General features: G+C 42.5%; 12 protein-coding genes. 10 read left to right on the top strand and 2 right to left on the bottom strand.

Annotated elements, in window-relative coordinates; translation table 11 throughout:
• Positions 1–175 precede the first annotated feature (175 nt).
• The 8 genes from G563_RS0109070 to G563_RS34090 all read left to right on the top strand — a co-directional run bounded on the left by G563_RS0109070 (position 176) and on the right by G563_RS34090 (position 9,488).
• On the top strand, positions 176–1,168 hold the full coding sequence (locus tag G563_RS0109070) for a TolB family protein (RefSeq protein ID WP_028665050.1): 993 nt from the start codon (positions 176–178) through the stop codon (positions 1,166–1,168).
• A gap of 55 nt (positions 1,169–1,223) precedes the next feature.
• Complete coding sequence (locus tag G563_RS34100) at positions 1,224–1,865, top strand: hypothetical protein (protein ID WP_037326263.1); 642 nt, start codon at positions 1,224–1,226, stop codon at positions 1,863–1,865.
• A gap of 25 nt (positions 1,866–1,890) precedes the next feature.
• Positions 1,891–3,837, top strand: a complete 1,947-nt coding sequence (locus G563_RS36855) for an OmpA family protein (protein ID WP_028665048.1) — start codon at positions 1,891–1,893, stop codon at positions 3,835–3,837.
• 49 nt (positions 3,838–3,886) lie between these two features.
• Positions 3,887–5,083 carry a hypothetical protein gene (locus tag G563_RS0109055; RefSeq protein WP_028665047.1) on the top strand — a complete coding sequence of 399 codons (1,197 nt, stop codon included), beginning with the start codon at positions 3,887–3,889 and terminating at the stop codon, positions 5,081–5,083.
• Positions 5,067–7,763: a VWD domain-containing protein gene (locus G563_RS0109050; RefSeq protein WP_084650815.1), complete on the top strand. Its 2,697-nt coding sequence runs from the start codon at positions 5,067–5,069 to the stop codon at positions 7,761–7,763. The genes G563_RS0109055 and G563_RS0109050 overlap by 17 nt, the downstream gene beginning before the upstream one ends.
• Positions 7,764–7,848: 85 nt before the next feature.
• Positions 7,849–8,382 carry a hypothetical protein gene (locus G563_RS0109045; protein ID WP_157585192.1) on the top strand — a complete coding sequence of 178 codons (534 nt, stop codon included), beginning with the start codon at positions 7,849–7,851 and terminating at the stop codon, positions 8,380–8,382.
• Positions 8,367–9,017, top strand: a complete 651-nt coding sequence (locus G563_RS0109040) for a hypothetical protein (RefSeq protein WP_028665044.1) — start codon at positions 8,367–8,369, stop codon at positions 9,015–9,017. The genes G563_RS0109045 and G563_RS0109040 overlap by 16 nt, the downstream gene beginning before the upstream one ends.
• Before the next feature lie 111 nt (positions 9,018–9,128).
• Positions 9,129–9,488, top strand: coding sequence for a LytTR family DNA-binding domain-containing protein (locus tag G563_RS34090; protein ID WP_084650814.1), 360 nt, complete (start codon positions 9,129–9,131; stop codon positions 9,486–9,488).
• Between the two features lie 34 nt (positions 9,489–9,522).
• Here G563_RS34090 and G563_RS0109030 read toward each other — a convergent pair whose 3' ends face one another.
• On the bottom strand, positions 9,523–9,717 hold the full coding sequence (locus G563_RS0109030) for a hypothetical protein (RefSeq protein WP_169579741.1): 195 nt from the start codon (positions 9,715–9,717) through the stop codon (positions 9,523–9,525).
• A 182-nt stretch (positions 9,718–9,899) separates the two neighbouring features.
• Between G563_RS0109030 and G563_RS0109025 the strand changes: the two genes are divergently transcribed.
• Positions 9,900–10,481 carry an RNA polymerase sigma factor gene (locus G563_RS0109025; protein ID WP_169579740.1) on the top strand — a complete coding sequence of 194 codons (582 nt, stop codon included), beginning with the start codon at positions 9,900–9,902 and terminating at the stop codon, positions 10,479–10,481.
• Entirely contained in the window at positions 10,478–11,164 is a 687-nt protein-coding gene (locus tag G563_RS0109020; protein WP_028665041.1) for a hypothetical protein, read from the top strand. The genes G563_RS0109025 and G563_RS0109020 overlap by 4 nt, the downstream gene beginning before the upstream one ends.
• Here the strand turns inward: G563_RS0109020 and G563_RS0109015 are convergent.
• Positions 11,137–13,938 carry a CHAT domain-containing protein gene (locus G563_RS0109015; protein WP_028665040.1) on the bottom strand — a complete coding sequence of 934 codons (2,802 nt, stop codon included), beginning with the start codon at positions 13,936–13,938 and terminating at the stop codon, positions 11,137–11,139. The genes G563_RS0109020 and G563_RS0109015 overlap by 28 nt on opposite strands.
• Positions 13,939–13,952: the final 14 nt, after the last annotated feature.

The raw sequence follows: 13,952 nt of genomic DNA, 5'->3' as shown, positions 1-13,952 counted from the left end.
AAAATGGGATTGTGTTCCCTGATGTTCAATACTATTTTGTATAACGTTGATTCACTATCAATTCAAAAACTAATAATCTCATGTAATCACAAATAGATTCATTGTTCAAAGGATAGGTCATTTCAACAAGTCTCAAATTTTCATTTTTAACTCACTTAAAACAACCACAATACTAATGAAAAAAAGTGTCTTCTTTGCAACGGTCGTACTAAGTGCGATTCTTATGTATTCGTGCTCCAAAAAACCACAAACCCAAAAAGCAGTATTTCCATCTGCTCCATCTGCTACGGGCAACGCGGAAAACCTAACCCGTGAAACCAGCGAACCTTCCAATGAATTTTATCCTCGTGTAAGCTCAGATGGTAAATACCTCTATTATAATGCCATTGAAACCAATACCTCCGGTGGAGGGCTTAACATTGATAATCTCCTGTCAGGAAGAGGTAGTTTGTTTAACCCTGTGGTGGTCACCAACAAAAAAACCAAAATTGTTCGCAAAGAGATTGGAATGCCAACCACCAATCCACTCAAGGACAATGCTGCTGATGCAACCGTAATGCCTAATGGCAACATTCTGTTTACATATGTACTGCCCTCTAAACCGGTCATTGCTTACACATCACCGGAAGGTATGGGAATCAACTATGTTTCGCAGGGAGAGTTAGGAGATGATGACTCACAACCCGTTATTTCAAAAGACGGGTCCAAAATAGTGTTCAGTACGCTTATCGGTGGAAACCGAATGATTTGTTCGATGGATCAAAAAGGGGGGAGTTTTACGGTGATTACGGAAGGATATAAACCTCAGTTTTTACCCAACGATGAAACGCGGATAGTGTACAATCTGACCGTTAATAAATATGTGCAGATGTTTACACTCAACCTGAAAACAGGCCAGAAATCACAGCTAACCACAGGAGAATATCATAATAAAGATGCAGCATACTCGCGCGATGGACGTTATGTGGCATTTGTAAGCAATAGAGAAACGCCAACTTCAAGCCGCCACCATGTGTATGTGATGAAGGCCGACGGTACTGAAATAAAGCAAATCACCCAAGGTGAAACCGATGAAGCCGACCCCACTTGGGGGCCTGATGGAATGCTGTTCTTCTCTTCCAATGCCGCTAAAAACTACAGTATTTGGAAGGCAAAGCCAAGATTGTGATAATGCACTTACAGGCCGGTACTACCAAGTGGTACCGGTATAACTCTACTTAGTTATGAAAAAAATAATGCGATTTTCGCTATTGGTTGTAGTTGTGCTAACAGGCTGTGTTAAAGAGTCCAACATAAGGCCGAGTAATAACTATCAATTTATAGGGGTAGTCCACAACGGAAAATTTATACAGCTCCCCCTTGATTTGCCCAATTGCAACATGAAGCTAACAGAAGTAAAAGCTACTATCAGTCGACCCTCTACTACCAAAATCACATTAGATTCGCTCAGTTTCACCATGCAAAGCCCTGATGCTTTCTGGTTTGGAACAGGCTCAGAACAGTTTACATTACACAATTTTGAGGAACCCCTCCAAATAAGTGAAAATAAGATCACTCACCGAGGCAGGCTCGTGGGAAAAACGAATGGTGATACATTAACCCTCAAAATCCTCCGAACGAACTATTTCCGAATTGCAGGCTCTAATGGGGGATACATGGACTATCGAATAAATAAGGATGGTTCTTACACAGGTACCGGTGGCATCAATGGCGGTGACAATGCCATCTTAACTACTGCCAATGGGTTTGCACGAACAAGTCCCCAATGTCGCAAAGACATGTGGTACTATGGAGAGCCTACAGCCACGCTACGTATGGGAGGAACTGATTTCTCTCAGTCAGATTGGGTTTTCGTAAAAAGGTAAAGCAAACACATTAATTGAAAGCCAAATGAAAAAGATACTCATTTTGTTACTCATTACCCTCAGCACTCAAGCCCAACAAAAGAAAGGATTATTAGAACGCATCAATGAGGGTTTGCAAAAAGTAAATACCACCCTCGAAACGGGAAAAGCACCTTCCTCTTCGGGGGGAACAAGCCGTTCTATTTTCTCTGCGGGTAAAACCATTCGGGGGGAGTGGAAGGAATATGGCGCGGGGGGAACAAATACGTGGAATTGGTCTTCGCCCCGTAATCACATCTATTCAATAACCATCAACCAAGACATGCCTCGTTTAAACATGAGTGACAATTCAAACGGATTTGTTGGGGCGAGCCTTTTTTCTTCAAATGGTCAGCGAGTGTGGTCTTGGGGAAGTGCTTGGATAGATAACGTCAAAGCTGGAAATTATAAGTTATGTGTGTATGGTGAGCGATACGAGCGAAACAATTATGAAATCAATTTTGAAGGCAGTATCTCCAACGTTCAATTATTACCAGTTGAATATGTCCCTATGGATAATAGTTCTTTCGGTGAAGAAGGGGGCGGCGGCGGCAGTTACGCATGGTACTCCCCGAGAAATCAACTCTATTTGTTTGAACCTGAACGGGATAGTCATTTTGACATTAACGTCGAATCAACAGGTTTACCTATATTCATACGAGTGGTTAGCCCAAGTGGAAAAATAATGAATCATGTCAATACTAATAGTCCTGGTGTTGAATATTGTACCGAACAAGCCAAAGAAAAGGGAATTTATAAAATTATAATAGGTACCAATGAGGTAAATGCTCGTGGAGAATACAAAATAGAAGCCGTCGGTAAATTCATTAAAAAGCCTGAACGCCTTCCCTCGCAAGAACAAAAAATTACTCAGAAATGGACTCGCCAGAGCATCAAACACGTCTATACCCTGCCCGCCCAAGTAGGCTACCAAGAGGTCATGCTACGCACTACGGAGGGAGAATGTAATCTGAGTGTCACGGATGCGTTTGGGCAACAGGTAGATGCGCACAGAAACCTACACAGTCCTGGGTTAAAAAATGCCATTTTTGAGTGCAAAACGGCAGGCAACTACAAAGTAACGGTCGAGACCACCAACCCCAATGGTGGCGAGTATGAGTTGTTGTTTTTTGGAAAATTTGGCGAAATCAGCGGGCAAAACCTCAAAGTAGCTGCACCCACGCCTCGGGTAAACAATAGTATCAATTACCAAAATGGCGGGGGAGGAAGTTACACCAACCAAACTACGACGACCGTCATTGATCAAACAATCGTAAATGAGCCTGAACCAGTAACAAGCACTACCGTCGAAGAAGTCATCATACGCGGGCAAGTGAGCAACCAAGCCAATGCCCAAAACTTGCGTGTAATCTATTATAACCTCGCTACCAACGAACAACTGGGCGAAATACCCGTGGCGGCCAACGGCAGCTATCAGTTTGCCCTGCCTCGCGGTCAGCGGTACAGCCTACAAGTAGTTGGAGATGGTGAGTTTGTAGCAAGTTCGCAAAATATTGACTTGCGCGAAACCAAAGTAGTAAAAGGCAAACCCACGCCTCAAATCAAAAACTACACCGTGCGCGAGGTAGTCACGATGCCCATTGAGGCTGGCTCAACCATTACCCTTAACAACCTCTTCTTCCCTAATGGTAAATACACTCTATTACCTGAATCCTATGCTGAACTCAACCGTTTGACGGAGCTGATGGAAGCCAACCCTTCGGTAAAAGTAGAAATTGCAGGACATACCGACAACGTTGGTGGTGATGTCCCCAATCAAGAACTGTCGCAGGACCGCGCTGAGGCAGTACGTTCATATCTGCTCTCTAAAGGCATATCAAGCATCCGCCTCCGCGCCAAAGGCTACGGCAAAGCTCGCCCCATTGCGCCTAATACTACTGAAGACGGCAAAGCCCAAAATAGAAGGGTAGAGTTTGTGATTTTGGGTCGGTAAAATGGACAAAAATTAGCTACGTATATCAACTTTACTGACTAAACAATATATGAAACATTTTATATTGATATTTTTTTTGATAGTAGTATTTGGGGAATTAAAAGCCCAAAAAGTAGATATTATTTACCAAGTGAATGGCCGTCAAGTACGCGCCTACACCCTACAAATAAAAGAACGAGAAGCTATTTACAGGCTCCGGAACACAAAAAATGCGGCCACTTATAAAATGCCCACCGATAGTATCGTAAAAGTGCGATATGCCAGTGGCCGTGTCTATTATTATCAAATACAGCGTCTCAGCGTACGGCCTGCAAACATCCTCAGAACTAACTTCCAACAGCTAACAATTCCTTTACAACTCCAAAAGAAGCCAAAAGGCCAGAAACCTGATTTAATTCTAACCAAAGATAGGAGAATTATTGAATGTGAAATTATAGAAATAACAGACAGAGAAATAAAATACACCGCCCTCACCGACGATACTCAAAAAATAAGGACTTTACGACGTAAGGATGTACTGGGCTATGAAAAAAACCTCCCTGAAAAGCCAAAACCTCAACCTACCGTAATAGTGCAGAAAGTAAAGCAAAAAAAGATAGAGGATACCGTTAAAGTAGCACCACCTTTTTACAAGTACAGTAGTTTTTCATTGTATGCGTTGGGTTCTTATTTATGGCCTACTGCCAGCTCTAAATGGACCAATGCTACAACAGGTATGGGATTGGTTTATGCGGTAGGGGGGGGCATCATATTTACCCAAAGATTTAATCAATTTTTAGGTGTTCATGCAGAAGCTGCGTATGTACCGTGGCAGTCTGACTACCTATACAAACGAAATGGCGAATTGCTTTTTTCTCACTCTTTCATACTTAGAAGTGTCCCTTTGGGGGTGGGCTGCCGTGTTTATCCCTACAAAAGGGTCTATTTATCTCCAAGCCTTCAAGGTACTCTATTTCAGTTTGTTACCAAAAGTACCGAAAGCAATTCTCTGAGTGTTTCTCCAAATGTACAAAATAGCTTGTATTGGGGTGGCTCAGTGACCTTAGGTCAGGAGGTTTCTTTGGGAAAATCGCTTTGTGTGGATATAAGTATTCGTTACAATCACCTTGTTTCGGGACTACCCCAGTTTACACACTACTACGAATCAATTACTGCTCCATTTGGTTCGTTAGAAGCGAAATTGTGCTTAGGATTAAAATCATACAAAAAACAACTCGCATCAAAAAATCATGAGACGCCATATTAGTCTTTTCGGAATTGTTCTCATTGCTTTGCTCATCAATAATAGCTGCAAGAAAGTATATGAGATAGATATAGCACCCAACGGAGAAATTTATACGGGTGCTATCCCTCTTGACTCCAATGAGTACAAGAAAATCCCGCTTATCTCGCCTCCCTTGATAGCTGCTCGAACTGCTGAAAAGGTAACATTGGCAGAGGAATACATCATCCCCTATATGCCTCCTATAGGAGATCAAAAGACGACAGGTTCTTGTGTAGGATGGGCTGTAGGATATGCGGCGAGAAGTGCGATATATAATAAATTTTCAGGTATGGGTTATGACGATGGTAATGGGCGCACAAACGCTGATGCTGTTTTCAGTCCAGCCTTTATTTATAATTCAATAAATAATGGAAAAGATGAGGGAACATACACGTATAAAGCACTTGATTTAGTACAACATCATGGTGTCTGTAAATGGAGAGATATGCCTTTTCAAAACTCTCATCTGCCCTCTCCCAGTGATGCACAAAAACAAAAAGCCCTGCCGTTCAAAATTAAAAACTGGGGGCGTATCAACATTGATTTAAAAACTATCCAGCAGTTTGTTTTTTTTGATATTCCAGTTATTGTAGTACTTAGATTAGATGATAATTTTGTGAATCCCTCCCAAAGATTGAACGATGGAGCTTTTTTATGGAATAAATATGACCCTAACGCAACACTTGACCCTAAGACTAAAAAGCATCGCTACCATGCTGTCGTGATAGCGGGATATAGTAAAAAAGACAATGCTTTTTTGATACAAAACAGTTGGGGACAAGATTGGCATAAAAAAGCGGGAGAATCACTAAAAATTAGGAGTGGCTACATTTGGATGGATTATCAGCTACTCAAATTAGCCACTACGGAAGCATACGTCATGCTTACGGATGATCAGTCTAAACAGCCACCTATCATTGAAACATTAGCCGCTTCTGGTATTACCGACAAAAAAGCCAAATTGAATGGCGTAGTCAGGTCTTTGGGAGATACTCCGATTCAAATACATGGTTTTTTAGTGTCAGAAGACTCTACGAAACTCCGATTTGATTATATTGAATCTTCTGGCTCATATTTGCCGCCAAGAGGTGCGACGTACCTTCTGGCAAAGGGAACGATTAAGCCTCCACAATCATATGATGTTGACTATGATTTTGTGGGAAGTCGTAAAAAATATTTTCGTGCTTTTGGAAGGTCATACAATGGTGTTTATTATGGGAAAATACTAAATTTTGAGCCTGCTGGATTACCTGATGACCCCATAGCCAACGACACACAAGAAAGAAGCACTGCTTCCAGCAATGGTGATCCGCATATTAGCACATTTGATGGAGCTTCGTTTAGTTTCATGGCAGCAGGTGAATTTACGGTATTGAAATCAACGTCCGATAATTTTGAAATACAGGCACGACAAGAAGAGGTTAAATCATTGAATAGCGATGGTACAGTATCCTGGAACACAGGACTGGCTATTCGTTCGAATAATGATAAGGTGTGTTTCTATCCTCCCAATAGAGTGTTTTTAAATGGTCAAAATCTTGGAAATAGTTTCCAATCACAAGCACTATCCAATGGAGGCATGATTATTAAAGACGGCAGTACTTTTTTTGTCACTACAGCCAATCAAGATGAAATCAAAGTATATCTCCATAATGTCAATCTCGATTATTATGTCACTCCCAATCAAAACCGTCGAGGCAAGCTACGGGGTGTGCTTGGCAATTTTGACGAGCAGCCTCAAAACGACTTGCAGATACAAGGAGGAGGAATTATTAAAGAGATATACAATGAATTGTACCCCCGCTACGCTGATAGTTGGCGTATCAAGCAAAGCGAATCGCTTTTTGTCTATGATACTGGTAAAAATACCGATACTTACACCGATCGTAATTTCCCTCGAAATCCTCTCAATATAACTACTGCCCAACGTAATGCGGCCAGAACTATTTGTGAAAAAGCAGGAATTACTGACCCCATTTTACTTGAAAATTGCATAGTAGATGTGGCCTCAACCAATAATAATACGTCACTTGCAGAGCATTATTATGACGCTCAGGTCAGCACCCAGGTATTGGAAAGTTTTTCGATCGGAGGGTTTAGTAGTTCAGATGTAAAATTAGGGTATTCAGGTGTGACCGTCACGAATAAAGAAGCGGTACTTGATACCCGCTTAAAATCACCTGCGATTATTTTAATGCGGCAAGGTGTAGATATAAGAACTGGATTTGTTACGGAGTTTAGTTTTTCTACCAATACATTACACCCCACCTCGTGCTTTTATTTGGCTTTATGGCCTACTGATACAAAATTCAGAAGCGCATCTCAAAACCGCATTGGTTTTTGTTTTGCTGTTGAAAATGGCACTCCAACTACATTTTTTGTAGACCCCAATGGTAAAAAAATTGCTGAAAAACAGATAAATAATTTTATTGATGGCAAAAATCATAAAGTCAAAATCGTTGAGACTCAACTCACCAATCGTAAATGGCGTGTGCAATTATTTTTGGATAATATGTTTGTTCCGCAATTTTCGGTAGATAATGATCAGTCTATCGCCGACATGATTAGAACACCTGATAAGGTTGGTTTTATTGAATTACAAATTAATCAGGGAGTCCCTTCAGCGGTGAAAGTATTTAATTGGTCTTATGATGCACTTTAAAATGCTCTCTACTAATGGAGACAAATAGAACAGTCATACTATTCCCAGTCTATAATCCTGAAGTAGAAACAAATAAAAGAAGCTCATGAACAAATTACTGCTTTGCTTATGCTTGATAAGTGGTAGCTTACTAGCTCAAACAACCCCAAAAAAACGCTTGATTTACTATGGCTACCCGTTGCTTGTCAACAGTACAGCAGGTAATCTTGTAACAGCGAGTAATACTTTTCGGCAATACGAGTATGTGGTTTTGGAAGCTGGCTCGGAAAATCCAAGCCACGGCGACCATACCAATACCGCCACGATTATCAACAACATCAAAAACCAAGTCAAGGTCTTTGGTTATGTTTGGCTGGGGCGGCATTTGTCCAACCCCACTCCTTGGAACAACACCCAAATCAGGCAAAAAGTTGACCTTTGGAAGGCAATGGGCGTGCATGCCATATTTTTGGATGATCATGGCTATTCGGCAAAAGTCAGGCGTGTCAGGCAAGACAGCGCGGTTCGCTACATTCATGCCCAAAAGCTAAGTGTTTTTGCCAATACAGGCAACGCCGACGAAGTGTTTGGCAACACTGTGACTCTACCTACAATCCTACCGGTATGGTTACTCCTTTAGAAAATCGGGACTTTTATTTGTGGGAAAGCTACGAGGGGATAGTGGGTCTGTACTATGGGATGTATCTAACCTTTAGTGAATGGCAGTATTGGCGTGTCAAATCAAACCAGCTTCGTGCTTATCAAACACCCTCGGTTTCAAAACTATGTCTATCACCACCCTTGATGCTGCTAAATGGCAGTTTACTTGGTATGTGGCATGGGTTACAAGGGCATGAGGCTACAGGCTTGGGAAAAGCCAATTACTCCGCTACTTCGTCCGCAGCTAACGCAGCTCCTTTTCGATCGCGGCTTTCTGTCGTCAATCCCGGCACACAATATACAACCGGTGTGCAATATACAGGTAATCAGTTTTTTAGGCTTACCAACATGAGCAAGATTTGGGCCGACACAACCCTTAAAACGGCAGGATTTACTGGCTCTACTTTGTGCCAGACTACGGCTTTGGGGCTTTGGTCCAACCCCGCGATTTGGTCATGTGGACACGTACCTTATGTTTTTGATGATGTACTCATCAAAACACCCCATGTGATATCTATTACGCCCGCAATGGGCAAGGTTCAATGCCGAAATTTTGAGGTGCAGCGCGGTGCCGTCTTTACCGTCAGTCGGGTTTTGGAAGTAGGAGTAAGGTGAGGACTCATCTCATTATTTGTTTTAAACCAAAAAAGTAAAAAACTTCTCAAAAAATCAGGGTACGTTCTGTAACATTCTCCACCTTTTCGGGGTGTAATTACTAAAAAACAGATGATGAATGATACCGTAACTGCATTGGCCGATTTTGTGTTTGTGGGTCATAAAAACCAGTACGAACGTGTAGCCAAAACTGACATTATAGCTCTGACTGCTTCAGGAGCCTACGTAGATATTTTGACCGTGGGCAATAAACAATATCGGGTTTCCACCTATTTGGCCAATGTGTTGGAGCAATTGAATGATCCCAATTTCGTCCGTATTTCACGCAAACAGGTAGTAAATCTATTTCATATAGAATTAGTAAATCATGATACGGTCTTTATAGGTTCTCAAAATTTTACAGTTACCCAATCGTATCGTCAGGAATTTATGGATTCTTTGCCTATTTTGCGAACGGGAAAAAAAGGATGAGCAGGCACTTCCACCTGCTCATCCTCGGCACTGATTAGCCCCCTCCGTTAACGTCTTTAGGTGGTGCTTCTGCAGTAAGTGTAGAGTCCGAAACGGATGCTGGCTTTAGAGAATGAGCTTTTGGCTCATTGTGGCGTGGCTCAGGAAGATTTGTGCTGCAAGCGGAAAGATAAGCTCCCAAAGTCAGTCCCAAAAGGGCGGTTTTTGACCAATGAAATCTGCGTTTCATTTGGCCTTTCTCTCTAACATTTTGCATGTTATTTGTAGTGAAAGGTTTTTGAAAAGCAGCCTATTATGTGTACCCCCGGGCTGATTATCGGGTGAGCTCGTATGTTTATGCTGAGAAGGGGAAAATGTCAGGGGGTACAAACCCGTTTATTTAGAGTATTTTTAAAAGTATTTTTCAACTGTTTGAAAATCAATAAATTAGTGATTCAAAAAAAATCATTTACTACGCAGGAAATCGTCGAACAACTAAGAATAGGCGAGAATGTGGAAGGTATTACGACGAATCTGTACCGTCGTTTTGAGGGAAAATCTATTCGCTTGGTGCAACGTTTGGGGGGGAATTATGAAGACGCAGAGGACGTTTTGCACGATAGTCTATTGGCTTTATTGCATCATATTCAGGAGGACAAATTTGATGCCGTCGGAGTCGCTTCTTTGGATACCTACTTTTACAGTATTGTCAGGAATGAATGGTTAAATAAAAATCGAGGTGACAGTAGGCGCTTACAGAGGGAAGAGACCGCCGCCGCCATGACCGGTTCAGTAGAGAATACAACTCCGTTGAGCGAAATGATACAAAATGATACGGCTTACCAGGTGTTTCAAAAAATAGGCGAAAAGTGTCGAAAAATTTTATCTGCCTACTATGCAGAAAATCGTCCTTTAACAGAAGTTGCGGAGGAGTTGCAAATCTCGCTTGGGGCTTTAAGAGTGGAGAAACACCGTTGTATGAAAAAATTGTCAGGCTTAGTAAACGAACTATGATACCACAGGATGAAATAGAACGCCAGGAATGGCTGGAAGCTTATTGGAAGAAAAAACTCAGTCACCCTGAGGTAGAGTGGTTGGAAAACGCCATGCAGGACGATACGATGTTAGCCAAGGAAGTTCAGCAAATAAGAAAAGCCATGAAAACCATACAGGATGCTCAGGTAGAACAACGAATGCGGGATACGCTCCAATTGCTGAGAAAAAAGCAGCCAAAACCGATGCCTCAACCGCAACTGCCTTGGCGATATGCGCTTTTAGGAGGAATGGCGGCTTGCGTGGCATTTTTGCTTTATTTGTCGTTCGGTTCAATTCAGTTGCCGCCTACCGATTACGACTTACAGGTGATGCGCGATACGGATCCGATTCAAATGGATGCCGTACAGAAAGTGGCTTTTGATGAATTTTTCGCGGGTCAGGCCGGAATGGCGGAAGGGAAATATAGTGAAGCTACCCAGCACTTTGAACAGGTATTGAAAGCCACCCAAATCCGTCCTTATTTTCGAGAAGCGGCTGAATGGCATTTGGTTGTCAGCTGTTTTAAAAGCGGACAATTCGTGAAAGCCGAAAAGTACCTAACCCAATTGGAGAGCTGCGAGGTCTGTGAATATGAAGTTAGCCAGGTAGAAAAGTGGAAAGTCAAATGGCAACTCTATTGGCGTCTCTTTTTCCAAGCGTAACCACCCACGGCCCCCACCAACAAGCAGAGGGCAATAATATAGAAGGGAACACGAGAGGATGAGGAGAGTTCAAGGGGGGCGGCATGGCCGATTAAGACCAGATTGGACCAATAATAGGGGTGATTGTATTTGCGACCCACCGGCGATTGCCAATAGGTTTGACGTGCCTTTTGCAAAGCAATGTCCAATGGCAGTCCTTCCTGAATAAATTGATAGGTAAGTTTGGATAAATAGGCGGTACTTTGATCCTGAGCTTTCCAGAGTGTACTTATCACGGATGGACAGCCGGCGTAGGTAAGCGCTCGGGCCAGACTCAATACCCCTTCGCCTCGGTGCAACAGTCCGCTCCCACCCTCGCAGGAGCCCAAAACCACCAATTTACTTTGGGAGAGGTCTAAACTGTATATTTCATTAGTATACAGCTGGTATGGTTTTGCGGTAGGGTGAAAAGCAATGTACGATTGGTTGGGATTATCGTTATCGATGGCAGCATGAGTAGCTAAATAAAAAACGGTGTGTTTAGGATACTCTTTCAAAAACCGAGCTTTGGTCGCTTCCTGGTTGACTAATGTTACGTCGCCAATGCTACGTGCTTCTTCCCCCGAAGCCGGTAGGGGTTGGAAGCCCAGTGTGGCGGTGCTTTGAAGCGGTGATTCAAACGGCGCTACGGCGAGCGTAGAAGATCGCGGCTGAACAAGGCTTGCCGAATTAAGTAAAGTAGTAGCCGAATAAGCATACCGAATGGCCGCTTGATTGGCGACATAATCCTGCTTCTTTTTGCCGGATTCTAATACTTCAAAAGGCAGAAAATTGCAAACGGCATCCCTGGCAATGATGAGCCTCGGATGGCTTTTTAATTCCTTTTGTAAGGGACTGATGAACCAATCGTACACCAAGACACTGTATTTCTGTGCCGTGTACGTGCTTAACCCGGGATTAGTATACAGGCTTCTATATAGCTTATCCAGAGCCGCCTGAAGTTGATCGGGGTTAATTTCTTGACGTCGAAGGGTCATGCTGTTATTACTGATGCCTGTTATATACAGATAGGGCTTGCTCCAAAAATAAGACACAAACAACTCTTCCGGTTTCAAAAACTGTTGCAGCTGCTTAATGGTACTGATTTTATCGGTGTATTTGGCCCGGTAATAGTTGGGGTATTTCTGCTCAAAAGTCTGCAACAACGTATTACGCTTTAGTTCTAAGTCGTTCATTTTCTGCCGTTGACTGACGGCTTTTGTGCTGTCGCGTTCGGTAGCGATTTGATTTGACAACTTGGCAATTTGTTGTTGGAGCGTTTTTTCTTCGTAAAGCAATTGGGGGGTAATTGTGCCCGGTTTGATTTTCAACTCCTGCAAGGCATCCCTCAAAGCCGCTGAACGGCTGTACTCGATCAACGAAAAAAGCAGGTTTTGGTAAAGGGGGTTGTGCGTTTGGTCGTAGAGTTGATACGTCAGATGAATGGCTTTTTCGAAGCTTTTAAACACTTTTTCGCTATAAAACAGCTTCGTTTCCGGGCTGGGAAAGTTAATTCTGATTTGCTCGCTGAGACGAATGAGTTCTGTATACGTATCAACAGCTTTTTTTAAGTCCTCTTTTTTGCCGGATTGTTCATACAGTTGAGCATATACTTCCGCTTTGGAGCGAGTTGCCTCAAAAAGTGGTTTTGGCGCTAAAACAGCGCTTAAAATAGTCTTATTTGCTTTTTTCAAAGGGTTTCTACAGGCGTTTCGGGCTTTTTCATAGTAGTCAAGGGCCAACGAAAATTGGTTCGTTTGCTCGGCCGTTCGTCCTAATCCTATATAACTGTCAGCAAGAACTTTCCCTTTCATGACTTTCTGGCGTTCCGTAATTGACAAAGCGGTAAGAAACGTACTTTTTGCCCGGCGAACATCAGCTAATTTTACATAACAGTTTCCCAGAAGATTGAGCGTATACGCTTCGTAATCAGGATTTTGTTGTTTGGCTTTGATTTGCTCCAACAGGGTCAGCGCTTTTACAAAATACGTTATTGCCAATTGCGTTTTGTTCAGTAAATAAGCATCCCACCCCAATCCGGAATACATTTGACAAAGGGAAATATCTTTTTTGGAGTAGGTCTGAACGGCACTTTGGCGCGACTGAAATGCCTTGGAATAATCCCCTAAAATTTCGTAATACTCCGCAATGTTGTTGGATAAAATGGCGGCATCGTCTTTTTTGTTGAGCTTTTTTGAAACCTCAATGGCTTTATTGAACAGGGCGATTCCCTGGCCATAGTCTTCGTTAAGAAAATAAAACCGACTCTGATTGTTGTAACTGTATAACACATAATCGGGAATTTGTTTGAGCAGTTCAGGTTTACTGTCGGCTAACGCATTGGCTTTTTGGAAGAAAAAAAGGCTTGAATCGGCCATATAGCGCTTTTTGTACATCTCTCCAAGGCTGGAATAGCACTTAAAAAACAGCGAATCAGGGGCCGCAGAAGACAGCATTTTCAACCCCTCCCAACACTTTTGAGTGGCTGCTTCGTACTTGCTTTCGGTGTAATAAACCGTACTGATGTCAACGCACAAATTGGCCGTACGATCCACATCTTTGTGGAAAGCGGCCTGAAATGCTTTTTGGTAATATTCCAGCGCTTTTACGTTATTGCCTTCATTAAAAAACACCTCTGCCCGGGCACGAAATGAATCTGAAAGATTCGCCTGACCATACAACGTTGTTCCGATGAGTGCAGCCAATTGCATTAGCCCTACGCGCATCCATACGTTCCCGCGTTTTGATGTATTCATGCAAACTATTTTCA

Origin of the sequence: Runella zeae DSM 19591 (genome assembly GCF_000423565.1) — a bacterium.
Classification (GTDB): Bacteria; Bacteroidota; Bacteroidia; order Cytophagales; family Spirosomataceae; genus Runella; species Runella zeae.
Note: the sequence above shows the minus strand (reverse complement) of the source record. Positions and strands in the feature narration are given on the sequence as shown.

Bases quoted from the DNA above. Each gene is read 5' to 3' on its own strand.
- G563_RS0109070 (WP_028665050.1), top strand. From the start codon at position 176: ATGAAAAAAAGTGTCTTCTTTGCAACGGTCGTACTAAGTGCGATTCTT.
- G563_RS34100 (WP_037326263.1), top strand. From the start codon at position 1,224: ATGAAAAAAATAATGCGATTTTCGCTATTGGTTGTAGTTGTGCTAACA.
- G563_RS36855 (WP_028665048.1), top strand. From the start codon at position 1,891: ATGAAAAAGATACTCATTTTGTTACTCATTACCCTCAGCACTCAAGCC.
- G563_RS0109055 (WP_028665047.1), top strand. From the start codon at position 3,887: ATGAAACATTTTATATTGATATTTTTTTTGATAGTAGTATTTGGGGAA.
- G563_RS0109050 (WP_084650815.1), top strand. From the start codon at position 5,067: ATGAGACGCCATATTAGTCTTTTCGGAATTGTTCTCATTGCTTTGCTC.
- G563_RS0109045 (WP_157585192.1), top strand. From the start codon at position 7,849: ATGAACAAATTACTGCTTTGCTTATGCTTGATAAGTGGTAGCTTACTA.
- G563_RS0109040 (WP_028665044.1), top strand. From the start codon at position 8,367: ATGGTTACTCCTTTAGAAAATCGGGACTTTTATTTGTGGGAAAGCTAC.
- G563_RS34090 (WP_084650814.1), top strand. From the start codon at position 9,129: ATGATGAATGATACCGTAACTGCATTGGCCGATTTTGTGTTTGTGGGT.
- G563_RS0109030 (WP_169579741.1), bottom strand. From the start codon at position 9,717: ATGAAACGCAGATTTCATTGGTCAAAAACCGCCCTTTTGGGACTGACT.
- G563_RS0109020 (WP_028665041.1), top strand. From the start codon at position 10,478: ATGATACCACAGGATGAAATAGAACGCCAGGAATGGCTGGAAGCTTAT.
- G563_RS0109015 (WP_028665040.1), bottom strand. From the start codon at position 13,938: ATGAATACATCAAAACGCGGGAACGTATGGATGCGCGTAGGGCTAATG.